The organism is Pseudoalteromonas sp. S3260, from assembly GCF_005886925.1.
Taxonomy (GTDB): Bacteria; Pseudomonadota; Gammaproteobacteria; order Enterobacterales; family Alteromonadaceae; genus Pseudoalteromonas; species Pseudoalteromonas tetraodonis.
Window position 1 is genome coordinate 1 of record NZ_PNCV01000083.1, and the last position, 26949, is coordinate 26949.

At 41.3% G+C, this 26949-nt stretch carries 27 protein-coding genes; 12 read left to right on the forward strand and 15 right to left on the reverse strand.

The window, feature by feature from the left end; genetic code table 11:
- Positions 1-61 precede the first annotated feature (61 nt).
- The 8 genes from add to cyaY form a co-directional block, all read right to left on the reverse strand.
- Positions 62-1063, reverse strand: a complete 1002-nt coding sequence (add, locus tag CWC14_RS13950) for an adenosine deaminase (RefSeq protein WP_138563446.1) — start codon at positions 1061-1063, stop codon at positions 62-64.
- Between the two features lie 122 nt (positions 1064-1185).
- Positions 1186-3876 (reverse strand): ATP-binding protein, encoded by a 2691-nt coding sequence (locus CWC14_RS13955; RefSeq protein ID WP_138563448.1) that lies wholly within the window; start codon positions 3874-3876, stop codon positions 1186-1188.
- 48 nt (positions 3877-3924) lie between these two features.
- The gene (locus CWC14_RS13960) at positions 3925-5034 is read right to left on the reverse strand and encodes a heme biosynthesis HemY N-terminal domain-containing protein (RefSeq protein WP_138563450.1); all 1110 of its coding nucleotides are present in this window, start codon (positions 5032-5034) and stop codon (positions 3925-3927) included.
- On the reverse strand, positions 5031-6872 hold the full coding sequence (locus CWC14_RS13965) for a uroporphyrinogen-III synthase (protein ID WP_138563452.1): 1842 nt from the start codon (positions 6870-6872) through the stop codon (positions 5031-5033). The genes CWC14_RS13960 and CWC14_RS13965 overlap by 4 nt, the downstream gene beginning before the upstream one ends.
- Entirely contained in the window at positions 6872-7810 is a 939-nt protein-coding gene (hemC, locus tag CWC14_RS13970) for a hydroxymethylbilane synthase (protein WP_138563454.1), read from the reverse strand. Before hemC ends, CWC14_RS13965 begins: the two co-directional genes overlap by 1 nt.
- Positions 7811-7869: 59 nt before the next feature.
- Complete coding sequence (locus CWC14_RS13975) at positions 7870-8775, reverse strand: DUF2914 domain-containing protein (RefSeq protein WP_138563456.1); 906 nt, start codon at positions 8773-8775, stop codon at positions 7870-7872.
- A gap of 23 nt (positions 8776-8798) precedes the next feature.
- Positions 8799-9455 (reverse strand): alpha/beta hydrolase, encoded by a 657-nt coding sequence (locus CWC14_RS13980; RefSeq protein WP_138563510.1) that lies wholly within the window; start codon positions 9453-9455, stop codon positions 8799-8801.
- Positions 9452-9775: an iron donor protein CyaY gene (gene cyaY / locus CWC14_RS13985; RefSeq protein WP_013463729.1), complete on the reverse strand. Its 324-nt coding sequence runs from the start codon at positions 9773-9775 to the stop codon at positions 9452-9454. The genes CWC14_RS13980 and cyaY overlap by 4 nt, the downstream gene beginning before the upstream one ends.
- A 148-nt stretch (positions 9776-9923) precedes the next feature.
- On the opposite strand from cyaY, the gene lptM reads away from it, so the two are divergent.
- The 7 genes from lptM to CWC14_RS14020 all read left to right on the forward strand — a co-directional run bounded on the left by lptM (position 9924) and on the right by CWC14_RS14020 (position 14979).
- Entirely contained in the window at positions 9924-10103 is a 180-nt protein-coding gene (gene lptM / locus CWC14_RS13990) for an LPS translocon maturation chaperone LptM (protein WP_013463728.1), read from the forward strand.
- Complete coding sequence (gene lysA, locus CWC14_RS13995) at positions 10104-11357, forward strand: diaminopimelate decarboxylase (RefSeq protein ID WP_024601982.1); 1254 nt, start codon at positions 10104-10106, stop codon at positions 11355-11357.
- Positions 11358-11421: 64 nt separating this feature from the next.
- Positions 11422-12252: a diaminopimelate epimerase gene (gene dapF, locus CWC14_RS14000; RefSeq protein ID WP_138563458.1), complete on the forward strand. Its 831-nt coding sequence runs from the start codon at positions 11422-11424 to the stop codon at positions 12250-12252.
- A complete protein-coding gene (locus tag CWC14_RS14005) occupies positions 12249-12860 on the forward strand; it encodes a DUF484 family protein (RefSeq protein WP_064663178.1) in 612 nt (203 codons plus the stop codon). The genes dapF and CWC14_RS14005 overlap by 4 nt, the downstream gene beginning before the upstream one ends.
- Positions 12857-13801, forward strand: a complete 945-nt coding sequence (locus CWC14_RS14010; RefSeq protein WP_013463724.1) for a tyrosine recombinase XerC — start codon at positions 12857-12859, stop codon at positions 13799-13801. The genes CWC14_RS14005 and CWC14_RS14010 overlap by 4 nt, the downstream gene beginning before the upstream one ends.
- Before the next feature lie 10 nt (positions 13802-13811).
- Positions 13812-14522: an HAD-IA family hydrolase gene (locus tag CWC14_RS14015; RefSeq protein WP_138563460.1), complete on the forward strand. Its 711-nt coding sequence runs from the start codon at positions 13812-13814 to the stop codon at positions 14520-14522.
- 97 nt (positions 14523-14619) lie between these two features.
- Positions 14620-14979: a HopJ type III effector protein gene (locus tag CWC14_RS14020; protein WP_013463722.1), complete on the forward strand. Its 360-nt coding sequence runs from the start codon at positions 14620-14622 to the stop codon at positions 14977-14979.
- A gap of 14 nt (positions 14980-14993) precedes the next feature.
- Here the strand turns inward: CWC14_RS14020 and CWC14_RS14025 are convergent, their stop codons facing one another.
- Both CWC14_RS14025 and CWC14_RS14030 read right to left on the reverse strand, forming a co-directional pair.
- Complete coding sequence (locus tag CWC14_RS14025) at positions 14994-15413, reverse strand: GNAT family N-acetyltransferase (protein WP_064663180.1); 420 nt, start codon at positions 15411-15413, stop codon at positions 14994-14996.
- A gap of 41 nt (positions 15414-15454) precedes the next feature.
- Positions 15455-15760: a DUF6482 family protein gene (locus CWC14_RS14030; RefSeq protein WP_013463720.1), complete on the reverse strand. Its 306-nt coding sequence runs from the start codon at positions 15758-15760 to the stop codon at positions 15455-15457.
- 91 nt (positions 15761-15851) lie between these two features.
- Between CWC14_RS14030 and CWC14_RS14035 the strand changes: the two genes are divergently transcribed.
- The 3 genes from CWC14_RS14035 (at position 15852) to CWC14_RS14045 (ending at position 18246) form a co-directional block, all read left to right on the forward strand.
- Positions 15852-16544, forward strand: a complete 693-nt coding sequence (locus CWC14_RS14035; RefSeq protein ID WP_138563462.1) for a pseudouridine synthase — start codon at positions 15852-15854, stop codon at positions 16542-16544.
- Between the two features lie 109 nt (positions 16545-16653).
- Positions 16654-17028, forward strand: coding sequence for a BlaI/MecI/CopY family transcriptional regulator (locus CWC14_RS14040; RefSeq protein WP_138563464.1), 375 nt, complete (start codon positions 16654-16656; stop codon positions 17026-17028).
- 9 nt (positions 17029-17037) lie between these two features.
- Positions 17038-18246: a M56 family metallopeptidase gene (locus CWC14_RS14045; RefSeq protein ID WP_138563466.1), complete on the forward strand. Its 1209-nt coding sequence runs from the start codon at positions 17038-17040 to the stop codon at positions 18244-18246.
- A gap of 74 nt (positions 18247-18320) precedes the next feature.
- Here CWC14_RS14045 and CWC14_RS14050 read toward each other — a convergent pair whose 3' ends face one another.
- The gene (locus CWC14_RS14050; protein WP_138563468.1) at positions 18321-18704 is read right to left on the reverse strand and encodes an MAPEG family protein; all 384 of its coding nucleotides are present in this window, start codon (positions 18702-18704) and stop codon (positions 18321-18323) included.
- Positions 18705-18947: 243 nt separating this feature from the next.
- Between CWC14_RS14050 and CWC14_RS14055 the strand changes: the two genes are divergently transcribed.
- On the forward strand, positions 18948-19829 hold the full coding sequence (locus CWC14_RS14055; protein ID WP_138563470.1) for a DMT family transporter: 882 nt from the start codon (positions 18948-18950) through the stop codon (positions 19827-19829).
- Between the two features lie 41 nt (positions 19830-19870).
- Here the strand turns inward: CWC14_RS14055 and CWC14_RS14060 are convergent, their stop codons facing one another.
- The 4 genes from CWC14_RS14060 to CWC14_RS14075 form a co-directional block, all read right to left on the reverse strand.
- The gene (locus tag CWC14_RS14060) at positions 19871-20188 is read right to left on the reverse strand and encodes a DMT family transporter (protein ID WP_016900225.1); all 318 of its coding nucleotides are present in this window, start codon (positions 20186-20188) and stop codon (positions 19871-19873) included.
- Complete coding sequence (locus CWC14_RS14065) at positions 20188-21720, reverse strand: bifunctional GNAT family N-acetyltransferase/carbon-nitrogen hydrolase family protein (protein ID WP_138563472.1); 1533 nt, start codon at positions 21718-21720, stop codon at positions 20188-20190. The genes CWC14_RS14060 and CWC14_RS14065 overlap by 1 nt, the downstream gene beginning before the upstream one ends.
- A gap of 88 nt (positions 21721-21808) precedes the next feature.
- Positions 21809-22654, reverse strand: a complete 846-nt coding sequence (locus CWC14_RS14070; RefSeq protein ID WP_138563474.1) for an MBL fold metallo-hydrolase — start codon at positions 22652-22654, stop codon at positions 21809-21811.
- 76 nt (positions 22655-22730) lie between these two features.
- Positions 22731-25019: a penicillin acylase family protein gene (locus CWC14_RS14075; RefSeq protein WP_138563476.1), complete on the reverse strand. Its 2289-nt coding sequence runs from the start codon at positions 25017-25019 to the stop codon at positions 22731-22733.
- A 156-nt stretch (positions 25020-25175) separates the two neighbouring features.
- On the opposite strand from CWC14_RS14075, the gene ycaO reads away from it, so the two are divergent.
- Positions 25176-26936 carry a 30S ribosomal protein S12 methylthiotransferase accessory factor YcaO gene (ycaO, locus tag CWC14_RS14080; RefSeq protein ID WP_138563478.1) on the forward strand — a complete coding sequence of 587 codons (1761 nt, stop codon included), beginning with the start codon at positions 25176-25178 and terminating at the stop codon, positions 26934-26936.
- Positions 26937-26949 lie beyond the last annotated feature (13 nt).

Genomic DNA, 26949 nt, shown 5'->3' on the forward strand with positions numbered 1-26949 from the left:
TTTAGGGGCTGAAAACAAAAATGCCACTGTAAACAGTGGCATTTTTTAATAGTACAGGTGATTAACGCTGTGCGACTTTGGTTTTGAGTGCCTGTTTATCTGCATCACTTAAATACGCAATTTCAAGTGCATTGGCTTGCGCTTTTTCCATATCAGCTTGCGATAAACCAGCTTGTGGCGCTGCCACTGCGTACTCGTACTCAATTTCAATCCCTTCAACAGCCGGATCATCGGTATTAATGCTGGCCAAAATGCCATGATCTAAAAACTGTTTAAGCGGATGCTTCGTTAAGTCATTCACTGTGCTGGTTTGAATATTGCTGGTTAAGCACGATTCAATACCAATACGGTTATCACGTAAATAATCCATTAGCGTTGAGTCTTCAATCGCTTTAACGCCATGCCCTATTCTTCTTGCGCCAAGCTCGTTTAATGCTTGCCAAATACTGGCAGCACCCAATGCTTCGCCAGCATGCACGGTAACCGCTAAATATGCATCGCGTACTTGTTTAAAGTGATCAACAAACAGTTCACCAGGGTAACCAATTTCGTCACCGGCTAAATCAACCGCGACCAAATCATTTTTAAAAGCAAGTAAAGCATTCAGCTCGTGTTGACAGGTTTTAACACCGTAAGTACGAGATAAAATACCAATTAAGTTTGCTTTAATATCAGCATCTTTTGTTGCACTTTTAATACCATCGACCACGGCTTCAACAACGCCCTGAGGATGTAAACCTTGGCTTTGTGCCATGTAGTAAGGGCTAAAACGTAGCTCTACGTAATCAAGGCCTTGCGCTTGTGCATCTTCAATGTTTTCTATTGCAATTCGTCTACAGGCATCGTAATTACCCAGTACCGTGACCCCCCAATCAAGCTTTTGTAAAAAAGCCATTAGGTTTGGCTCAGGATCAATAACTTGAACATGAGGAATAAGTGCCTCAACATTATCTGCTGGTAAAGCTATATTAAACTGACGACCAAGTTCTAGTATGGTTTGCGCACGTACATTCCCATCTAAGTGACGGTGAATATCTAGCAAAGGTATTTTTCTATTAATCATAGTAGCTACTCGGTTGAGTTAAAATTGCGCGAATGATACGCAGGTACAGTAATATTTCAAGTGTAGAATATTTAAAATGGCGCTTGGAGGTCTTATGTCTGCCTTTTGTACAAAAATACGTGTTACTTATCTAAGCGAGATAAATAATACCAAAGCGTTTTAAATAGCTCATCAGCTTCAATAGGCTTGGTCATGTAGCTATCCATTCCAGAGGCAATCGCTTTTTGAGCGTCTTGTTCGTGAGCGTTGGCGGATAAACCAATAATAGGTAAATCAAAAAAACCTAACTCATTACGAATCACTTTTGTTGCTTGTAAACCATCCATATTAGGCATTTGAATATCCATTAATACTAGGTCGTAGTTTTTTTCGCTAAGCATCGCAATCGCTTCTAAGCCATCATTTGCGATATCAGCAATACCGTGTTTAGTTTCTAAAATAGCACTTACAACATGTTGGTTTAATGGGTTGTCTTCCACTATAAGTAATTGATATTTTTCTAAAGAAATATTACTCACATCAATTTTTGATAAAGCATCAGCACTGTATTTGGCTTTTGGCAGCGATGAATGAACTGGTAAGCTAAAAGTAAACGTAGATCCATGCCCCTCACTGCTTTTTAAATCAATAGCCCCTCCCATCAATTCGACCAATTTTTTACAAATACTCAAACCTAAACCAGTACCACCGTACTGACGTGACGTTGAGCTATCTGCTTGAGAAAAGGGTTTAAAAAGCTGTTTTTGAGCTGCAGAGCTAATGCCAATCCCGGTATCGTTAACACTAAAATATGTCATTTTTGATGATTGCCAAATCTTTAACGTAATACAGCCCTTTGCGGTAAATTTTACTGCATTATTTAATAAATTAAGCAGAATTTGCTTTAAACGAATAGGATCGGTATTGAGAATTAAATGCGCATCGCTGTCATACTCTAATTTTAAAGAAAGCGATTTACTCTCCACCTCAAATTGCATTAAACCGACGATGTCCTCGGCTAATTGCTTGAGGTTCACAGGCTCTTGCATTAACTCAAGTTTACCGGCTTCCATTTTAGAAAAGTCGAGTACATCGTTTAACACTCTTAATAATACACTTAGAGCACCATCAGCTTGCTCTATATAGCCTTTTGCTTGCTGCCAATCCTGTTGTTGTAGCGCTAGATAGTGCATACCCTTTATGCCATTTATTGGCGTGCGTATTTCATGACTCATGTTGGCTAAAAACTGACTTTTTATAGCACTGGCTTCATCGGCCTTTTGTTTTTCTTGGCGTAGCGTGAGTGTTTGCTTTGCCACTTGTTCGCGAATCCGAATATTGGTAGCCGTCACAGAGATCAAAAATATAATCAACAACCACACAAATAACATACCCACTATTTGCGCTAGCCAGTATATGAACCACGATGATTTTAAAACGGGTTGATGCAGCTCAACGCGCCACATTCGCTGACCAATTAACAACTGATATTTTTTTAGTAACACCATAGAATGATGCTCTGCAATATAAAGTGCCTGCTGTTTTTCAGCATTATTAATATCAAAAAAACTAATCGCAATACGCTCATTAGAGTCAAACGACAGCGACTTAGAAAGTTTAGCTAAGCTAACCACGGCAACAACAAATCCTTTAAAATCGCCTTCTGTTACCACATTTCCAAAAACGGGATACATAAAGAGTACACTTAATCCATCGTTATTCGGTATCAGTGCTGTCGGTTCACTGATCACCAATTCATTAAGTACTTTAGATTTAGTGAGTGCTGTGCGTACTTGCTCGTTTGAACCTAAATCAAACCCAACAATATCTTTCATTCCCCTAAGTGGGTTTATATATTTTACGGGGTAATAGAGCTCTCGATAGGGGACTTTTTGCCATTGCCCATTCGCTGATTTTTGTTTGATAAACGGGTTTTCGCTATCAACTTGCTCAATCCATGATTGATACTCGGCACGAGAATCATCAGTAATCGCAGGAATCCATTTAAAAGCGAGTATTTCTTCACTGTAGCTTAATTGTTTAGCCGTAAACTGCGTAAACTCACTAAAACTAACGTCTTCACTATTTGCTAAAAAACCACTTAATAAAGATAGATGTGCAATGATCTCATCTAACTTTTGATTTATCGCGCTTTGAGTTGCAAGCACTTTCGTTTCTTGCTTTTGAGTGTCTTTTTGTTTTTTTACGCTCGCTGCACCATAAAAGCTAATACTAATAATCGCATAAATAAGTAATGCAGGAACAATAACTTGTAGTCGATGGCGCATCTCAGAATAGTGAAATACAGCTAATAGTAATGGGGTAAAAATTAATACGCCAATGCTGTCACCTATCCACCAAGTAATAAAATTATCCAGCGCATTCGCAGCAGGGATGATCTGGTTAAATACTAATAAACTCGTGCCAGCAATAGCGCCTATAACACAGCAGACAGGACCTGCAATTACTAAGCTTTGAATACTTAATTTTAACGATGAAAGGTCTAGAGGGGCTTTTATTACTTTTGTAATTATTTGCGCGCCAAGCCATGCTTGCAAAAAAGCAGCGAAGCTGAGGCTCACTGCATGTAACAAAATTTGCCAGTTTAAAATATCTGTAACATGGTCTAAATGAATTAAATTAATCAGTAAAGAACCAGCAATAATGCCTAAGTAAGCGCGATGGCGCCATAATAAAAAACTGGCTAGTGCAATGCCTGCAGGTGGCCAAGAAGCCACGGCATAACCGTCAACTGCGAGTAATAAATTACTAAGATAACCAATAAAAAAATAAGCGCATGCAAGACTAAAAGAGAGTGTAAACACATTTTTCATAGCCTTCGCTCCTGCGCTTTTAATTATTGATTTATAAAATATAATCCATTATTGATAGAGCACAAGCGCCTTATCTAATTGTGCGCTGTGTTTATAGCTTAGTATAGCTTGTTGTCGATACTGTGATTTGTTATCACTATTGAGCGCTTTGTCGAATACTCGTGCAGCTAAATCATAATCACCTTGGGCATTCGCTAAACACGCCAATGCTAATAATAACGCGTTATTGTGCTCATCTTTTTTCAACCGTTCTTGAATACTTGATTGCAGCTTGTAAGCATTACTTGGCGCAGCTTCACGTAAAATGTTGGCAAGCTCAGTGTGGTGCTTAGCGTGTTTGAGCATTTTAATTAACTCGTTTTCAATACTCGCCAACTGCCCTGTTTTTGCCATTTGAGTTAAGTACGCAGTGTACGCATGTGCTTGCAATTTCTTACCTAATTGCTGGTACTTACTGGTTAACTCATCACTCGCTTGAGCAGCAAAATAAGCTAAAAACACCTGCTGCCACTGCTTATCGCTCAATACATCTTTACGTAATAAGCGCGGTAAAAAGTCTTCTAATATTTTAAAGTGCTGCTGTTGCACCAACACTTCAGTGTACAGTTTAAGCTCAAGTACCGTGGCTTTTTTAGATTCAGCCGCCATCCGTATTTGCGGTTCAATAACACTGCTGTCGCCACTGGCTAACCATAGTTTAGCCACTTTAAGTTGTTGCTCTGGGCTGATTTCAAATAAACGCTCAAGCGCTTTATCTGGCTGATTATTTGCAAGTGCGGCTTTTGCTAATAATGCTAAACGTATATCGTCAAATTTAGCAGGCACACTGTTACTTGATAACGCGCTTTCCACTTGCGCGTAATCATCATTAATGAGGCTCCACAATGCTTGCTCTATTGCCGCATGTTTACGCTCTTGGCTTCGCGCAAAAAAGCCATGCTTAGTGTTTCTGTATATAGATAAACAATAACGCACTAGCTTATAAGTTAAATATAAAGCCGCTGCGATCAGTGCTGCCATAATACAAAACGAAACAATTGTGCCCTCTATGGTGGTATTGTTAAATGAAATCAGCACATAGCCTTTTTCATCTAACACAAAGGGGGTAATCGCTAGCACCAACACAATAGCGACAATAAAAATAATCAGCCCTATCATTGTGCCCACTCCTTCACTTTTTGAGTGCTTTGCAGTGTCACTTCAGGATTAAAGTTAAGCGATTCTTTTTCAAGATTGGCTAAGGTCTGTATTACCACTTTTGTTGCATCGTCATCTTGTTTAAAGTATTCATTAACCAAACGTTTTGTATCATTCAAAGCGTTAAAATAAATACTAGCTTGTTTACCCATTAATGCGTCTTGCGCCTGAGTAATATTAAGCTTGATGCGCTGGGTAATTAAATGACGCTCTCGGTCAGTTAATAGTGGCTCAATTAATACGCCTTCATGATGGCGAATAGTAATAAAGCTATCGACTATTTTATTCCAACTATTAAGAATGTTTTGCTGCCAATCACTAACATCTTCAGAGAGTACATTCTCATCACTTATACTCGCCTCTTCAGGCAAATTAACCGCATTAAATACCAAGTCATCAATACGCTTGATTACGCTGTTTAATTGTAAATAAATCGCTTCTGTCGCAACGGGTTTAATATTGTCGAGTGTTTGTATGTCTTGTGTAATTGCTTGACGCAACTCAAGCGTACCGGAATGATCGCTTAACAATGAATCTAAACGTTTAAGCACGGCACTGGTGCCTTGGTAATCTTGTTCAGCCCACAATTTAAATTCAGCCATGCGTTGCAAGCTGGTGACCTCTTGTGGATTTAATGTATTACCACTTTGTTGCACTTTTTGCAGTGCTGCTTTTAATGCTTGTTGATTTTTTATAGAGTTTTCATTGAGCGCCATAGCAATTTGCTCTTCGCTCTTTTGTAACGCTTGCTGTAGACTGAGTTGCTCAGACTTAAGCGCTTGCAGCTCTTGCTGCAATATCTTATTTTGCTCTGTTAATGCATTAATCGCTAAATTTTGCACTTTACCGGCATTGAGCTTTTGATAAAACTCATAACCCACGCCACTGGCAACAAGTAACGAAATCACCAACGCTAAACTGCCCACCTTACTCACTTTATGGGTATTATTTTGCGTTTGATTATTGGCTTTTGCAGTGTCGTTTTTAGCGGTATTAAACGTGTTATTGGCTATTGGTTGCGCTGCTGCTTTTTCTACTTTTGACGTCGCTGACTGTTCACTCATTTTGCTACCTTGCTGATTAATGCAGGCAAACATAGCGTGGTCGCTAGCCCCTGCCGCAGTATGTATATGTGTCGAATTTATTTTTTGCTGTTGTAAATAATCGCCAATACGCTCACTGGCAACATAAAATTCGCACTGTTGTAACCATGTTAGTTGCGCCGCGGTAAGGGTATTAAAAATGGCATCAACGGCGGCATTACTAGTAATGACTATACCGTGTACATTCTGGCTTTGCCAGTGGTCTATCCAGTCAGCGGGTTGTTGCGCTACCGGCTCACGCTGATACACCACACAATTATTTAAAAAAGCACCGCGTTGTTTTAAAGTTTTTGCTATCTCAGGCCGCCCACCAATACCTTTAACCAACACGATATTACTGCCATCAACCTCAGCCAATGACTTAAGCGCCAGCAACCCCTCAGAATCATGTTGTTTTGGCAAAGCAGCACGTACACCAAATACTTCATAAATGGTGTCGGCTGTTTGTTGGCCAACACCATAAAACTGCGCTTTGGTGTTAATTGCAGGCTTAAGCGCACTCAGTGCATGTACTGCATCTTGCGAAACAAAAATAATTTTGTCGGCATTAACCAACGGGCTTAGCTCAACGCTGGTTGGGGTTAAATACGTTATTTTTAGAACAGGACATAAAGACGCTTGATAACCCGCTTGCTCAAGTTGCTGTGCAAGGGCTGCGCCTTTTCCTTCGGGCCGAGTTATCAAGATGTGTTTCATTATGCGTCTCGATATACGTCAGCAAGGATTTTATCTGCGCCTTGTGCTAAGAGTTTTTTAGCCAGCTCAATCCCTAATTTTTCCGCATCATCAACATGCCCACTAATTTCATCGCGTAAAATTTCGCTGCCATCAATTGCCCCAACTAAACCACGTAAATGTACTTGATCGCCATCAACCAGTGCATAAGCACCAATCGGAACTTGGCAGCCCCCTTCTAAGTGGCGGTTCATTGCGCGCTCGGCATTAACACGAATACGAGTTTCACTGTGCTCCAGCGGTGCTAATAAGGCTTTAGTAACTTCATCATTTATACGGCATTCAATACCGACAGCACCTTGACCATTAGCAGGCAACGACACTTCTGGCTCAATAAAGTCACGAATACGTTCACCCATTTCTAAACGAATTAGCCCAGCCGCTGCGAGTATAATCGCATCGTATTGACCACTATCAAGCTTTGCTAAACGTGTATTTACATTGCCACGTAAGTCACGAATTTCTAAATCTGGACGCAACGCTCTGATTTGGCATTGGCGACGTAAACTTGAGGTGCCAACAATGGCGCCTTGCGGTAACGCATCAATATTGGCAAAATTATTTGAGACAAATGCGTCACGCGGGTCTTCACGCTCACAAATAACGTGTAACTCTAAATCATCTGGAAATTCGACTGGCACATCTTTCATTGAATGCACTGCAATGTCTGCTCGCCCATCAAGCATGGCTTGTTCTAGTTCTTTTACAAATAAGCCTTTACCACCAATTTTAGCCAGTGGTGTATCTAAAATAATGTCACCTTGAGTCGACATAGGCACCAGCTCTACACGCACGTCATCGTGAAAATGCTCTAGCTGCGCTTTTACAAATTCAGCCTGCCACAGTGCCAATGCACTTTTACGAGTAGCAATGCGAACTAACTTTGTTTTTTCAGTCATAAAATATCCATTAATAATTACTAGCTTTTGGGATTAAAACTTATTCAATCTAAGGCTATTTAATTTGCTAAAACTCTAAATTCTTTTTGAGCGATGAGCAGCCCGCTTTCATCAACTACATCAACGCGCCAATTCCCTAACTGGGAATCCATAATATTTTTAGTTGAGTAAGTTCGGTAGCGCGGAGAAGTAACTTTGAGCGACACTTCCGCCATCACTTCGCCTTCAAATAACCAAATATGCTTTACCTGCTGACCTTGTAAGTTTTTAAGCTCACTAAAAAATGACAATGATTCTTCAAATTGGCTTAAACGCACATCGGCGGCAAATACATTGGTTGGTTCACGATTACTCACACTGCGCGTCAATACGGCTCGGCTAATAGTAGCTGTATCTATTTTGGCACCAATGGCCACACTCGCAACTTGTGCTGATTCAGCAAATACTTTTTGCTCAGCCAGTTTTTCACTGGCCGTTTCGGTTTCAGGCGTTTGGTTATCTGTTGCAGCCATGGCTGCCTCTTCAGGCTCAGCAGTGAGCGTTGGCTCTACTTCTTGCTCAATAATACTTTGTTGAACTTCAGGCTTTGATGTTACTTGTTCGGTAATAGGAGCTGGTTTTTGCTCATCTGGGGAAAGGATTTTAGGTGCTGCAATTGCGACACTGCTCAGCAGCTCCTCATCAGCATCTGTTGCGTTTTCACTCTCTGCTGATGCTGCAGTATCATCACTTAACGACACAATTGCTGTTTGTTGCTCAGTAAAATCAAGCTGCTCATTAGGATGCGGCGCCCCTTGATCAGCATTCACAGCGCTAGACAGGCCGTAAATAACCGCTGCAGAGGTCATAATCACCAACATAGAAATACTCACAATCCGACGCCAATGCCACTCATAGCTCACGCTGGGTTCGCTAACCTGTGGTTCACGTTTTACATTTGCTGTTATTACTATTTTTTGACTCATTTTAACCCTCAGCGGCTCCTAAACTAACTTAAGCGAGAAATTAACCATTGGCGCACAGCTTGTAACTCTTGTGTACAAACCTGATGCCCCATAGGGTATTCTTGCCAACTCACATCCATGTTATGCGTTGATAATACTTCAAACGCACTTCTACCCGCGCTATGCGGTACAACGTCATCTTGGCTCCCATGAGCCATAAATATATTTAGCTGTGTTTGCTTTGCTTCATCAGCCAATTTATGTGGCACACACATATAGGTTGATAGTGCCATAACGCCAGCAAGCTTTTGCTCTAAACGCGGGGCTAAATGTAGCGATATGACGCCACCTTGTGAAAATCCCGCTAAAATAATTTTGTTCGCCGGTATGCCGTTAGCCATTTCTTGCGTTATTAATTGCTCAACTTTTGCTGCAGACTCCCTAACCCCTTGTTCATCTGCACGTTTGTCTAAATCCATCGATTTAATGTCATACCATGAGCGCATCTGCATACCGCCGTTAATAGTAACAGCCTGCATAGGCGCATGCGGAAATACAAAACGCACACCTAGTTCACTGGGTAAATCGAGCTGTGGCGCTACTGGGGCAAAACCATCACCTGAATCACCCAAACCATGTAGCCAAATAACCGTGGCTTTATGCATCCCCTGAGCTGGGTATTGAACAAACTCTAAACTCATAGCGATGATTGCCACTTAATTTCTTGACCCGCTTGACGTGTTGACGCTTCATTGATGAAACTCCAAAACTCTGCGCCTGAGCGGTTATCAATCCATTGACCATCACGCATTTCAAAATGGTGACCATTAAATTTTGTTGCCACCCACACTTGATGCAACGGTGCTTGCTTATTAATCACAATTTTACTGCGATCTGGAAAAATAATTTCTAAAATACCTTGAGCCGATTCATAATCTAAATCTGCTTCACAATCATCAACTTGTTCTTCAATTGTGAACATAAGAGCTTCTGCTAACTGGTGATATTCATGATCAGTCATCGTTAATTTCCTTTGCAGGCAAGACGCCTAAATAATGGGTGCATGTTTGTACAGCTAGTGTAACAGGAATAAAATCATCCGCGAATAGCTGCATTTTTTAGATATTCTGTTACTCTGCGATTATAAAGCCAGCAACCATATTAATCTAATGAAAGCGACATATACCTTACAATTAAAACAACTATTAATCAGCACCGTTTTGTTGTGTGCGTTAGCTGGCTGTGGTCAAAGCGGCCCGCTTTACTTACCAGAGCAGCCTACTGAACAAAATCAGCCAACAGACACCCCCAACAAGCAAACACCTATTGAGCAAAAACAGGAGCAGTAAATGGATTTTTTTAATTATAAAAACAACCAACTATTTGCTGAAGATGTCAGCGTAGCAACGATTGCACAGCACTATGGTACACCGTGTTATGTGTATTCAAGAGCGACGTTTGAACGCCATTATTTAGCGTTTGCCAATGCAGCTCAAGATCATAAAAGCCTAGTGTGCTACGCCGTTAAAGCAAATTCAAATATTGCAGTATTAAATATACTGGCGCGACTTGGTGCGGGTTTTGACATTGTTTCAAAAGGCGAGCTCGCGCGGGTCATCAAAGCGGGAGGCGCAGCTAATAAAGTGGTGTTTTCTGGGGTTGCTAAAACCGCTGACGAAATTGCTTATGCGTTAGAATTAGGTATTAAATGTTTTAACGTTGAATCAATCTCAGAGCTTGAGCGCATTTCAGAAGTAGCGTGTGAGCTTAATCTAGACGCGCCAATTTCTATTCGTGTTAATCCTGATATTGATGCTAAAACACACCCGTATATTTCTACTGGCCTAAAAGAAAACAAATTTGGCATTGGTATCGAAACCGCGTTAAGTGTGTACCAACATGCTGCGTCGTTACCTGGCTTAAATATAGTTGGGGTTGATTGTCACATTGGCTCACAGCTGACACAAACCAAACCGTTTTTAGAGGCGCTTGATAAACTACTGGCATTAATTGATGAGTTAAAAAATGCAGGTATTGAGTTAAGCCATTTAGATATTGGTGGAGGCCTTGGAGTAACCTACGACGACGAACAGCCTCCCCACCCGAGTGAGTATGCAGCACAAGTAACACAGCGCCTTACTAATTATCGCCACCTTGAACTGATTTTTGAACCAGGGCGAGCTATTGCCGCCAACGCTGGGATTTTAGTGACTCAGGTTGAGTTTATTAAGCAAAATCAAGACAAGTACTTTGCGATTGTTGATGCGGGTATGAATGACATGTTGCGCCCATCACTTTATCAAGCGTGGCAAAAAATTATTCCTGTCTCGGTGCGTGATGACGAAACACCTACCCACAACTATGATGTGGTTGGGCCGGTGTGTGAAACCGGTGACTTTTTAGGTAAAGACCGCCCTCTAGCACTCAAACAAGGTGACTTATTAGTGCAGCGAAGCGCTGGAGCATACGGCTTTACAATGAGTTCAAATTATAACTCACGCCCACGGGTTGCCGAAATAATGGTAGATGGTGAGCAACATCATCTTATTCGCGAACGCGAAACCATCGAGAGCCTGTACCAAGGTGAGAAAATTTTACCATAAACGTTTTTGTTACCTAGCTGCTCTGTGGCATGATTAGCGCAGAGCAAAACCGAATTAGAGCGCTATGTTAGTTAATTTTTCCAAAATGCACGGCTTAGGTAACGACTTTGTTGTGATTGATAATATTACACAAAACGTTTTTTTATCCCGTGATCAAATCAAAAAGCTGGCCGATCGCCATTTCGGCATTGGGTTTGACCAATTACTGATGGTTGAAGCCCCTTACTCACCCGATCTCGATTTTCACTATCGGATTTTTAATGCCGACGGCCACGAAGTAGAACAATGTGGTAACGGCGCCCGTTGCTTTGCCCGCTTTGTGCGCATGAAAGGCTTAACCAATAAACATAAAATTAGCGTTTCAACTAAATCTGGTAACCTCACCCTGTATATTGAAAAAGACGGCCAAGTAACGGTTAACATGGGACACCCTAATTTTGAGCCGAGTAAAATCCCGCTCAAAGCAACCAAACGTGAGCTGACTTACATTATTCGCGCAGAAGAACATACCGTTTTTAGTGGTGCTGTTTCTATGGGTAACCCGCATTGCGTCATGGAAGTAGACGACATTGAAACGGCACAAGTGAGTACCCTTGGCCCGTTGCTTGAAAATCATGAACGCTTTCCACAGCGCGCAAATATTGGCTTTATGCAGGTTGTTTCTCAAGAACACATTAAACTCAGAGTGTGGGAACGTGGTGTAAGCGAAACACTTGCTTGTGGTACCGGTGCGTGTGCCGCTATGGTGATTGGCTTTATTCAAAACAAGCTCACCAGCACAGTGCAAGTTGATTTACCAGGCGGTAGCTTACAAGTTCGCTGGAGTGGCGAAGGCCACCCAGTGCGTATGACAGGCCCCGCTGAACATGTATTTGATGGGCAAGTTGCACTATGAGTGAATTAACTAAACAGCAAGTAATAGATTACTTACAACAGCACCCTGATTTTTTAATAAATCAACCTGCGCTATTAGCGCAACTTGAGTTACAACAGCAAGTTCAGGGGGCGACTTCGTTAGTACATATTCAGCAACGTCAACTACGTGAACATAATACTCAGTTAAAACATCAAATCGAGACGATGACCAAGTATGCCACGCAAAATGAACTCGTGTACCGCTTGTTCAGTCAATGCCATCGTCAGCTTTGGAGCAATTACGACTTTAATACTTTGGCAAGTAACTTACGCAACATTATTTGCATGAGCCCGACTATTAATGAGTGCAAACTCGTAAGATACGACAGCGCGTTTGAGGGCTTAGTAAAGCATAGATTGTCAGATAGTAATCATTATTTAGGGCGGGTAAATCAGCAAGAGCGCGACTTACTCTTTAACGAGGATACCCAATCGACCGCCCTGTATTTAATTGGCGAACCCACTAACCCCTACGCAATTTTGGCTTTTGGCAGCCACGATGAGAACCACTTTGAGCCCTCACAAGATAACTTATTTGTGTTAGATTTTGTACGCTCATTACAAATACGGTTACTGGAACTGGCATGAGCGACGACACGCCAAATATTAGCGACTTAAGCGATAGCTGGCGTACACCCATTACATTATTTAGTGATTACTTAAAATTTGAACGCCAGTATTCAGCGCACACCGTCAATCAATATGTTAGCCAATTAGGTTTTGCCGCCTTGTATTTTAATAAGCTATGCGACAATTGGTTTGCCGTACAAAGTGAGCACATTCGCCGTTACAGCATGGCGCTGCGCGCTAAGCAACTGAGCGGCAGAACAATCAGCTTAAAGCTAAGCTGCATTCGAAGTTTATATAAGTTTTTAAAAGCAAAAAATATTACTGAGCAACCGCATTACCATAACCCCGCGCAAGGGATAAAAGGCCCTAAATTTGCCAAGCCTTTACCTAAAAATCTTGATGTTGACCAAATGGCACGTTTACTCGAAATCCCCGATGACGATCCACTTGCCATTCGAGATAAAGCCATGATGGAACTCATGTATTCATCAGGTCTGCGCATTAGCGAGTTAGTTGGTGCTAACATGCAGGATATAAACGCCCGTAATGGTGAAATACTGGTACGTGGTAAAGGTGCAAAAGAACGGCTAATACCGGTTGGCTCTAAGGCCCTTGAGGCATTAAAGAAATGGCTCGCGGTTCGGCCGCTATTTATGGGCGCAGACGAACACGCGGTATTTTTAAGTAGTAAAAAAAACCGTATCTCTGTGCGCCAAGTCCGTTTGCGAATGCAAGAATGGGGCATTAAACAAGGTATAAGCTCACAAGTGCATCCGCATAAATTACGCCACTCATTTGCGTCGCATATTTTAGAATCGTCTGGCGATTTACGAGCAGTACAGGAGCTATTAGGCCACAGTAGTTTATCTGCAACCCAAGTTTATACTCATTTAGATTTTCAGCACTTGGCTAAGGTGTACGACAACACCCATCCACGTGCTAAAAAACGAACCGATTAGGGTAATAACCATGATCCGATTTAATCGCGCAATTTCTCCTTTTTCTGTACTAAGCTTTGACTTAGACGACACCTTATACGACAACAGCCCAATCATAACCGCAGCCGTTCAGGCGCAAATTGATTATTTAAATGCGCTGCCAGGCTATAAAAAACAGGGACCACAGTTTTGGCAACAATGCCGTGAGCGAGTTGTTCAACACCAACCTGAACTCATTGATAACGTCACTCAGTGGCGTAAACATACCCTACGCTTAGTTTTGTCTGAGCTTGGTTTTAAAGACGATGAAGTAGAGCATCATGCACACAGTGCTTATCAAGCATTTGCTGATGCGCGCAGTAATATTGAAGTGAGCGAAGACGTACTAACATTGCTCGATAAACTAAGCCAGCACTACAAATTAATTGCCATTACTAACGGTAATGTAGAGGTTGAGCGTTTTAATTTAAAAGATAAGTTTGAACTGGTGCTGCAAGCTGGCTTGCACGGTAAAGCTAAACCACATACGACCTTATTTGATCAAGCTGCAACACATTTGCGTATTAACAACAGTGAAATTTTACACATAGGTGACAGCCTTGATAGCGATGTGCAAGGTGCTAATAACGCTGGCTGCCAGTCTGTGTGGTTAAATAATCAAGCACAAGCCTATGCCTACAAAGGACTTGCTGATATTGAAATAACCAACATTCATGCGTTAACCCACTTAATTGGTAAATAAACTATGCTTGTTTTATTGGCTCAATTGAATATAAATCAATCATAAGATAGGTTAGGGGTAATTACTTAACAATATCTTATAATAACAAGGACAGCGTATGACGCTCACAAACTACTTAACAACGCTCGCGAATGAGCCTAAAAGCATTGCTTTTGCTGATACTATGGCCGTTATTGATGAGCATTATACTTTTACAGCGTGCAGTTTTAGTAACCATGGGTTATTGAGCTCTGCGAGTGAAAATAACGGTTCATGCAAAATTTTTGCGTTTGCTAAGCTCAATGGTCTTAGTAAGCAAAATACATTAGATTGTTTTGGGGCATTTTATCGCGAAGACGTACTAAACAACCCAGATGCAGACGATCACATGAATATTCGCACCTTTATGTTAGCGCCTGAAGCCACCCCATTTTTAGGTATTACCTTTGATGGTACGCCATTAACAGCAAAAAAATAACGCTCCAATCAGCGTTATTTAGCCACTATTAGCGGTTTTTCCATAAAGTAACGAGTGCCATTAAGTGGGTAATTATCAAGTTGATATTTAACTTGGTAACCCCGTTTTTCATAAAAAGGCTTGGCTTGAAAATCTAAGGTGTCAAGCTGAGCCTGAGCAGCGCCTTGTTCAATTGCCGCGTGTTCTAATGACATTAATAACGAATCAGCCAAGCCATTGCCTCGTACCGATTCATCGCACCATAACCAGCTTATTAGCAACCAGTTACCAAACACATGACCGCTTATGCCTGCAACTAACTCACCTTGTTTATCGAGATATTTAAAGCCAAGAGGTTGACGCTGTGCGTCGAAGTGCTGAGCATTAAACTCAAGCATGTGCGCGCGCAGTGCTTGATTTAATTGCTCAGAATTATCGGGATGTAATAGGTACATTGGATGATTCCAAATAAACCTATATTAGCAAATACCTGATATTAAAACAGGTTGTTTTGCCCAAAGGGCACTTCGAGCATATTACTGGAAATTTTTTCTGGTTGACCACACATTTCATCATAAGCACTGGTGTGCCTTAGCATCATTTGTGCATAGGCGATATCTTCAAAGCGTTTTTGAATATGTAATGGGCTTAGTGCCTTCACAAATTCACCATTACTTTCTTGTACATAGTATTCAACATTATTAATGACAACAGACACTTGGTACAAGGCCATTTCCAGTGAATGAACAACCACTTTTTGTAATGGCTGATGCTTTTTTAGTTCTGAAAATTGAATACCCATAGTAACCTACCTACTGTTAAATTAACTGTCCAAGTAATCAATACGCAGCTTTGCTATAATCGCGATCAATATTTTTTAATTACACGGCGTTATGGATACAAAAATTCGACTCGCTAAATACATTGCTCATGCCGGTATTTGCTCACGAAAACAAGCGTCGCGCTTGATTGATGAAGGCGTTGTCATCGTTAATAATCGCCCCGCTAATCATATTGATCATGTGGACGAAAACGACCGTGTTATCGTTAATGGTCACGCCATTAAAGGCCCAGCCGATTTGGTGTACTTTGCCTATCACAAACCGGTAGGGATTGACTGTAAACTCAATCATCACGACCCCAACAGCCTTATTCATCACCTGCCTCAACTTACCCGTGTTTACCCTATTGGCCGCCTTGATAAAGATTCTCGTGGTTTAATTATCTTGACCAACGACGGAGACTTTTGTAATCAACTGATTCATCCAGACTTTCATCAACCTAAACGCTACTTAGTCACTGTGAATAAACCATTAGACGCGCATTTTTGTAAAAAAATGGCGGCAGGCGTCCCCGTTGATAAGCAAATAACACGACCTTGTGAAGTAGTTAAAATAGCGAGTAATCAATTTAGTATTGTTTTAAAACAAGGGCTCAACAGGCAAATTCGTAAAATGGCGCATTACTGTGGCTACACAGTCATTGATTTATACCGCGTACAGATCAGTGAATTACTATTAGATAATTTAAACCTCCCAGAAAACCACTTTATAAAAATTAACAAAAACGATATTTTAAGCCAATAAGCTCACACTAATCCCCTCCCTTTAGCGTGATTAAAAAACAAAAAATAAACTTGCAAAAATAGATTACAAGTGTAGTCTCAAGTGAAGGATTACACTTGTAGGCAATAAAATGATCGAATTATCAAAAGCAGAATTTGAAGTGCTGGATGCACTCTGGATTAACTACCCCGCCACAGCCAGCCAAATTATTGAGCGTTTAAGTGACGATAAACAATGGCACGAAAAAACCATTAAAACCTTATTGGGTCGTCTAGTAAAAAAAGGCGCGCTTAGCTTTGAAAAAGACGGCCGCCAATATATTTATACGCCATGTATTGCCCGTGCTGATTATACTTTAAAAGAGAGTAAGGACTTCATAGAGCGCTTTTTTAGTGGTCGTATTGCTCCTTTGGTAAGTGGCTTCGCTAAATCGGAGCAACTCTCTCAGCAAGATATAAACGAGCTTAAAAAAGTCATTGATGACTGGGAAAAGAATCAAAAGTAAGGAGTTAGCATGGCGATTCAAATAGGATTTAATTGGCTCATTGAACAGCAGCTATTATTAAGTCTGTTGTTTGCAGGGTTTGTTTTACTTGAGCGCTTTGGCTTAAAAACCCTTGGTTCACGCTTTGTGTATAAATTAGCTTGGTTAATACCTGTATCAGTTCTGTTGGCTAATTTACCTAGTGCAATTAAGCCACTGCAAAATAGCGGCATTAGTTACTATTTAATTACACCTAATCAGGTACTTACAAACAGCTTGAGTGTTAGTTTGGCGCTACTGTATGTCATTATTACCACGGTCTTATTAATTGCCGCTGTTGTTACCCATACCCGATTTGTTAAAGGCCTAAAGTTCACTGAATTAGCGAACTTTAAGCAGGTAATAATCGGAGTAAAAACTTATACCAGTGCTCAGGTGGCTACGCCCATGGTCATTGGTGTTTTTAATAGCAAACTGGTATTGCCGCACAATTATAATACTCAGTTTGATAATGCTACTCTAGCGCTTATTCTAGAGCACGAAAACGTGCATATAAAGCGCAAAGACAACCTTATAAATGTGGTGCTATTACTGGCTACAATTTTATTGTGGTTTAACCCTCTGGCTTGGATGGCTTACGCAAGCTGTAGACGTTTGCAGGAGCTAACTTGTGATGAACGGGTACTAAGCAATAAAACCACACAGCAACAAATTTTATACAGCAAAGCCTTAATAAACTGCGCTGCCAATGCGCCAGCGGGTCTGATGGCTTATTCACACTACGGAGATAAAAAAACCATGTTACAACGACTTACTAATATCAAACATAACGGCGCACATTCGCGCCTAGCAAAAGGAAGCGTGTTACTTATCGCTGCGAGCTTGCTCAGTGGCTTAGCAGTAGCAAAGCAACCTGAAGCATCAGCTAAAAAAGAAACATCTATCGCTCCCGTAATGCGAATCGAACCGCTTTACCCAAAACAAGCGGCGGAACAAGGCATTAGCGGTTCGGTGGTATTAAAATACGACATAACCCCAGCAGGCAAAACAGCTAACATTACTGTTGTAAAAGCTGAACCAGAAGCAGTCTTTAACAAAGAAGCAAAAAGAGCACTGATGCAATGGCAATATACACCTTCATCAATGGGACAACAAAACGTACTAATACAACTTGATTTTGAACTCAACAGTACAGTTACAAAAAGTGATTTAATAGAGCGAGTTAACATATCGCATTAATGGGAATAAGTGTTTAAGACTATAAAGCAAGCACCCTTTTAGGCTGCTTGCTTTGTGGTTTTTGCTTATTCTCGTTATAAACTGACGGCGATCATGCCAATAGCGGTTCCCATGCCTACCAGCCAAGTGATCGAGCGAATAATATCGAGGTTTAAATAATAAAAAGTACAAAATAAAATACGTGCTACAATATGCGTCATCGCTAAAGTTTCGGTTACGGCATTAACATTGTTTGTGCCTAATACAGCAGCCAAAGCAACGGCAAAAACCGCTAACGATTCAAAACAGTTTTGATGAGCAGCCAGCGCCCGTGCTCCGAGTCCTGTAAGTTGTGTTTGTTGTTGCCGCGGATGTTTATTATCGTAACCACCGAGCTTATTCATTTCTATAATAGCTGGGATTCTCGCAACATAAGGCATGATCACTGCAATTAAGGCGCAAACCAATAAAATCATCATTATAATTCTCGAGTTATTATTTATGACCCAAAATAACACAGCAAATAGAAAAAAGCCGCCAAATATAAATAACCTGAGCTCTGGCGGCTAGCAGTAACATCCCTCACACTATAGCCGATTTAAGCAGTGCGTCACTGTGGCAAATTGTCGCAGGTGATGAATATTCATTATGCCTTTTTGATGGTCGCTTTAATGCCAGAGTACTGCTAAATTAGCTCTCCACTTTTTTGTATGTTATTTAAGATGATTTGGATTTTACTCACTATTTTTGCCGCATTTATGCAGTCATGGCGTAATGCGCTGCAAAGCAAATTAAGCGCTCATGTCAGCGTTGCTGGCGTTACTCTAGCCCGCTTTATTGTCGCAAGCCCTATTGCAGGGCTGTATTTATATGCGCTTTATTATTACCAAGATGCGCCTCTCCCTTCATTTAATCCTTTATTTATTAGCTATATTATTGGAGCCAGCATAGTGCAAATTATTGCCACAGGGCTCATGGTGAAGTTGTTTAAAATGAACAATTTTGCAGTAGGCGCCGGCCTTGCTAAAAGCGAAGCGCTAATGGCGGCGATATTAGGGTTACTATTTTTTGGTTCGGCGCTTTCATTTTTAGGTTGGATTGGTGTATTTATTGGCGCACTCGCTGTATTGCTATTAAGCGGCATTGCGAATGTGAAACATTTTAGCTTAAAAACCGCCTTAACAGGGCTTGCTTGCGGTACTTCGTTTGCGTTGTCATCGTCATGGATCCGCGAAGCGAGTTTAAGCTCGGGTATAGCTTTTCCTTATGCACCCGCGTGGGTTTTGTTACTGATTATTAGCTTGCAAACACTGATGTTATGTATATACATTGCTTTAAAAGAGCGCCATACCTTTAAAATGATGTATCAATATAAGAAAATGACAAGTGCAGTGAGTGTATTTAGCTGCTTAGGTTCCGTAGGCTGGTTTAGTGCCATGAGCTTGCAACATGTTGCCTATGTAAAAACGCTCGGCCAGATAGAAGTATTTTTTACCATGTTAATCTCTATTTTATGGCTAAAGCAGCCGCTAAAGCGCCAAGACAGTGCGGGGCTATTATTGATTGCAGTGGCTGCTATATTGGTAATGCTGCCAAGTAGTTAAAACAAGCGCAGGTATCAACCTGCGCTTGTTTAATCTAACAATTAATGACTAATTTTTAAGGTGATGACACCACAAATAATCATTAACACACCAGCAATACGGCCAAAAGTGGCTGCATCACCATAAAATAATATACCCACTAAAAACGTACCAGCAGCACCAATACCCGTCCATACTGCGTACGACGTGCCCATAGATATTTGCTTTTGCGCTAACCAAAGCATAAAGCCACTTGCGACCATAAACGCGATTGCAATTGCAATGCCTTGCCAACGGGTATCTGGGTTTTGTGAAATTTTTAGGCCTATTGGCCAACCAATTTCAAGTAACCCTGCAATTATTAAGTACATCCACGCCATTAAACATCTCTCTTTTTCAATATCACTTCATATAAATCACTGCGGCGGTCTTTTAAGTTACGCACTGTCCCTTCACTGTGAAGAATTTTTAACTTATCCATATCTAAGTCGCTAAATAATAGCATTTCGGTATTGGTGGTGGCTTCATTTAGTGTGGCATCGTGCGGAAATGAAAAGTCCGATGGGGTTAGTACCGCCGACTGTGAAAACTGCACATCTAAGCTTTCTACTTCAGGTAAGTTACCCACAGAGCCTGCAATAACCACATAACATTCGTTTTCAATGGCACGTGCTTGGGCACAATGGCGTACACGCAAGTAACTATTTTTAGTGTCAGTCCAAAATGGCACAAATAAAATATCAAGCCCTTGGGTTGCTAAAATACGCGACAACTCAGGAAATTCAACATCGTAACAAATTTGAATACCTACACGGCCTGCATCTGTATCGAATACAGCAATTTTATCACCGCCTTGGATCACCCAATCGTTTTGTTCATGCGGGGTAATATGAATTTTACGTTGCTCGTCTATTTTACCGCTGCGATGGCATAAATAACTAACGTTATAAATTTTATCGTCTTCGGCAAGCGGCATTGAGCCGGTAATAATGTTGGCGTTGTATTCTATCGCCATACGCGACATGGCGTTTTTAAAGGTCTCAGTGTATTCGGCTAAATACCGAATGGCTTCGGTTTGGTTACTTTGTTCAGTTAATCCCATCAATGGCGCATTAAAAAACTCCGGAAATAAAATAAAATCGCTTTTGTAATCAGATACCGTATCAACAAAGTATTCAACTTGCTTAAGCATTTCTTCAACCGATTCAACACAGCGCATTTGCCACTGCACAGCCCCAACACGTACGATTGATTTAGTCGACTCAATAACGGTATCGGTTGGCTCAAACATAATGTTATTCCACTCAAGTAACGTGGCATAACCTACTGACTCTTGATCCTCTGGAAGGTACTTTTTAAGTAAACGCTTTACCTGAAAATCGTTAGCTAATTGAAAGCTCAATATTGGATCGTATATCTCTTTTTGATCCACCTTGGCAATGTATTCCATTGGCGTCATATCGTCGCTGTGATTGTAATAACGCGGAATGCGGCCACCCGCTAAAATAGCGCGTAAGTTATATTGGCGACATAATTCTTTACGGGCATCATAAAGACGACGCCCTAATCGCATGCCTCGGTACTGCTCACTAATAGCAACATCTAAACCATATAGCGCGTCACCTGTGGTATCACTAAATACACGATCATGGCCATCAGCAATATCTTCATAGGTGTGCGGGTTTGAAAAACGTGCATAATCTACTTGGACACTCAGCGCTAAACCCACCAGCACGCCATCATCAACAATACCAATTTGCCCTTCAGGGAACTGATCTATAAGTCTAAAAATTGTATGGCTTGGCCATGCGCCGCCTAAATCAGGGTATGCTTCGTCCATCAAGGTTTTAATTTGTGGGTATTGTTCTCTGCTTAAATTACAAATTTCAAGATGGGTTTTTTCTGCCGACATATACAACTCCTTTAGGCACGTAAAAATCAAAAAAGCTGAACAAATGCTCAGCTTAATTAGGTTTATGCGTTATGGTTCGCGCTAGGCGCTACTTTAAACTGCGATAAAAAAGGGTGGTTACACGCTCTTTTGGTAACCAGTTTGCATATTCAAGGCCAAGTTCTGATAATGGATCGGCTTTGAGGACTTGCTCTAAACTGGCATCGTTTTGCATAGCATTAAGCATAACATCTTTCGCTTTTTGTACCAGCTTACGATACGTCATTAGCCCTGAACGGTCGCTTATCGGGCCATGCCCTGGAATAACGGTTGTTTTTTCATCAATTTGTTTGATCACATCATCAACCGCTGCTAAAACACCATCAACACTACCGCCACTATCTACATCAACAAAAGGTAAGCTTCCAAAGTTAAAATATATATCGCCCATGTGCACTATGTTGTCGTTACTAAAAAAGATAACCGAGTCGCCATCTGTGTGTGTATTTGAGTAGTGCACAACATGCGCATGCTCATTGTTAAAGTGCAGTTTTAAATCATGGCCAAAACTAATACGCGGTAAGTAATCAGAACCCTCACCATGTTTTTCTTTTAAGCGTTTGTGTACATTGTCGTGAGCAATCACATGTGCGCCCGCTTTGGCAAAGTTCTCGTTACCCCCAGTATGGTCGCCATGATGATGGGTATTAATTACAAACTCGGCACTGCCTGGCTTTAAGTCGCTAATGGTTTTTTTATCGTCGGAAAGCTTGGCAAACTGATCGTCAATAATATAAATGCCATCATCCCCCACGCTTGCGGCAATGTTACCGCCTTGACCAAATAACACGTAAACATGTTCACTTAATTGTGTAGCCGTAACAGGGTTTTCATCCGCAAATGCATAATTGCTTAACAGTAAACTGGTGATTAATGCCGGTAGTAATTTTTTCATTTTTGTTTTCCTATAATTGCTTTATCTGGGTTATAAAACGTTATTACTACTTATTTAGCTCACTTTGCATCCAAGGCTAGTCGTTCATTGGTGCAATTTCAATTTGATGCATTAATGCTTGCGGTAATAATGGCGTGTGCTTGCCTTTTACATATTCATCAAAACCAGCTCGGTAAAACTCAGAAAGTGGGTGCCCTGATTGCCCACCCGGAATCGTTAAAATAGCATTCTTTAAGTGCCCAGGCTGAACAATAAAACGCTGTGATGCGCCAAAACTACGTTTTTGCACCGCTGGCATATAACTGTCACCAAACCCGGGGGCTGTTGGCATGTTAAGTAACTTACTCAGTATGGGCATTTGTTTAGCAAACGGGTGTTCTATCACTAATTGGTTCACTTTACCCCATTGCCAGTTTTGTATGTTATTACCAAACCTTGATGTTAATTGCGTGAGTGTTTGCTCAAAGGCACCCTGTAATTGCTGCTCCCAATTAGTAAACTGCGGATTAACCCAACTTGTTGGCTGAGCCTTTATTAACTGCCAAACAGCAGGCTCTAAATCACGTTTCACATATTTTAATGTGCCATCTCGCTGGTTGAGTGTTGTCTCAATACTGCTAAATAAAATATTAATCAGTTCATCACGATACGTCTTTACTAAGGTATACCCTATTGATTGCGGGCAAGCGCATTGCTGCCAGTTTTCGAGGGCATTTATATGATCTTTATAGCGCGCGGGCTGTTTTTTTAACTGCTCAAGCAATAAGGCATGCCAAGGCATTAAAAATCGTGCTTGGTTGTCTAACTGCAACTGATAAAAATCACTTTCATTAAAGCGTTGTTTTTCAAATAACCTATCGCGAATTTGCGTTGCACGTGCCCCAAGCGCATAACCGCCATTACCAAAACGGACGTTATCATCAGCAGATACCACTCGAGAATTACCTGTCCATAACCGCCCGTTTTCAGGATTTTTAATAAAAGGTCGATCGATTTCGTTTTGCTGCCAAAGCGCGGAGTAATCTTCTTCTTTTACGGCTAATTCACTAGGTGTTGTTCGCGCAGGTATGCCGCCCATATTTTTCCATGCTGCATTTCCTTGGTCATCGACCACCAGCAGGTTTTGCACAGGAATGCCTACGCCACTTGCAATATCAAGCGCATCATCAACAGTCTGTGCTTGCTCAAGCTGTAATAGCTGCATATTAACGGCGTATGGTTGATGTGCAGCCCAGCTCAGTGCGTAAGGCTTTTCATTAATGTATTTTACCGGACCGTATTCACTGAGCGTAAGAGAGTAACTTTCTACTTTGCCACTGGGTAATGCAATAGGCTCATCTACTTGCCACATTTTGCTATCGCTATTAAGCGCAATCCAATCGGCGGTATCTAAATACCCGTTGGTAAACCCCCATGCAACGTTGTTATTTGTGCCTACTACAATCGCCGGCGCTCCCGGAAGCGAGATACCCGTTACCTGCATGGGTTTATTATTTAATGAATAGTTTAATTGGGCTCGATACCAAATAACCGGCACAGCCATTGATAAATGCATATCATCAGAGAGCATCGCAGCCTGAGTGTTGGTTAAATTTGAGGTGACCGCCCAATTATTACTACCCACTTCTAAGTTAGCGGTAATGGGTTTAATCGCGGTGATTGGTTGCGATAAAAGTTCGGGGATTGGGTTATTCAAAAGAGCGAGCTGACTGCCATCCAATGCGGCTTGATATTGGCTAGGCTGAGTTAAAAAACTTACCATTTCAGCCCCGTACTGCTGCTCTATTTGAATTAAAGCTTGGTCGCGCTCAAATGTAGATGACTGTAAATCAAGGTACATGCTAAAAATAACTAATAAACTGTCTTCACTTTGCCAAGGCTTTTGCTCAGCCCCCGTGAGTAAATATTCAAAACTTGGGTACCCTACTTGTGCAAGGCCTTCATTTACACCTTGAGCATAACTGCGTAGCAGCTGTTTGTCGGCCTTCGGGAGGGTTTTTAAAATAGCTTGGCTGCGTTTACGTAATTGGTGAAAACGCATTTTTTTATCAAGCCCAAGCGCGGCTTCACCAAATAGTTCGCTTAGCTCACCGGCCGCATTACGACGTAATAAATCCATTTGAAAAAAGCGGTCTTGCCCATGAGCATACCCTAAGCCATAGGCAGCGTCATGACGAGTAGTTGCAGTAATAACGGCTTGGCCAAGGGTATCTCGAGCAACTTTAACAGGCTGTGTCACCGCATCGCTTCGACCTTTACCATCAAGGGCTGGCAAACTTAAGGTCAAAACGCCGTAAACAATTGCAGTACTGGCGAGCGCTAAAATCACAACAACCAATAGCAACCGTTTGATTACTTTAAACATAAACATACCCTCTAACTATTTCAATAAACTATTATTAGCATATATTCATATTCGTTCTATTAAAAACGCTACGAAAAGCGGGTAAAGGGTGAAATAAACATCAAAATCCACGATAATACACAGTTCATGTATTGTGCAGACCTAGTTGAGATAAAAATGACTGAAAAAACATTTATTAAAGGTAAAGACCGCGATTTAGAATCGTCTATCTCTACCATGCAAAACAAGCTAAAAGCGCTAAATATTAATATTGAAGAAGCGCTGTGGCTTAACCCTGTAGCAAACTGTTATTCAGTTCATATAAAAGATAGCGACTGCGGTGTGATGTTTACTAATGGTAAAGGTGCCACTGATAAAGCCTCTATCGCCTCTGCGCTAGGTGAATATTTTGAGCGTTTAAGCTGTAACTATTTTTTTGCTGATTTTTACTTAGGCGAAGAGTTCGCCAATGATGACTTTACTCATTATCCAAACGAGAAATGGTTTAAAGTTGAAAACGATGAAATACCACAGGGTATTATGGATGAAAGCTTATGGGATTATTTTGACCCAGAGCGTGAATTAACCGCATCACACCTTTATGACTTTAACTCTGGTAATTTCGAACGTGGTATTTGTTCTGTACCGTACACTCGTCAGCGCGACAACCAAGACGTATACATCCCGGTGAATGTGATTGGTAATATTTTTGTTTCTAATGGTATGAGTGCCGGTAATACTAAATTTGAAGCCCGTGTTCAGGGATTATCTGAAGTATTTGAGCGCGCAATTAAAAACCGCATTATTGCCGAAGGTATCAGCTTGCCAATCGTGCCTGAAGAGGTGGTAAAGCAATACCCTAAAATTCATGAAGCTTGTGAAGAGCTGCGTAGCCATGGCTTCCATTTACGCATTGCGGATGCATCACTAGGCGGTAAATACCCAGTAATGAGTGTCACGCTTATAAACCCTGTTGATGGGTCAGTATTTGCTTCTTTTGGTGCCCACCCTTCATTTGAAGTAGCGCTAGAGCGTACCGTTACTGAATTACTGCAAGGTCGTCGCCTAGATCAACTAGACGTATTCCAACCTGCTACATTTGATAACGACGAAGTCGCTACTCCTGAGAACATTGAACTGCACTTTATTGATTCAAGCGGTTTAATTTCACATGACTTTTTCCGCTCTGAAGCAGATTTTGAATTTGTACATTGGGACTTTAGTGGTTCAACTGAGCAAGAATACAACTTCTGTACTGATTTAATTCATAGCATGGGTCACGATATCTATATTATGGATTACACCCACTTAAACGTGTATGCATGTCGTATTTTAGTTCCTGGTATGTCAGACATTTATCCAGTAGATGAGTTAATTTGGCGCAACAATAATGAAGGCGCTAAATTCCGTGAAGACTTCTTATCGCTTGATCAGTACGATAGCGAACAATGGATGGAAATTTACGACAACCTCGAAGAAGCAGGCCACAGCGATATTATTCGCGCAGCTGAATTCATTGGCTTAGCAACCGACGCCGATACACCTTGGCACACACTACGCATTGGTGAGCTTAAAGCACATTTATGCTTAGCGGCGGGTAATGAAGAAGCTATTGACTGGGTTGATTGGATTTTGCATACCGGCCAAGTAAACGACGAAGCGATGCGTCACTTTCGTTGCTTAAAAGCAATCCTTGAAATTAAATATGATGACGAGCGCGAATATGCAAGTTATCAAGATGCATTAGGTTTAATGTTTGGTAGCGACAATGTCACGCTTGCTATTGAAATTGCTGAAGGTCGTAAATTATTTAACGGCTTAACGTTCCCAGGCTTATCGCTTGAGGGCTTTAAAAAGCATGCAGCACTTCTTGATGGTTACCGCAAATTACACGTTGCAAAGCAACAGCATTGGGCGCGCGAAGTTAGCGACTCATAACCACACCTAAACT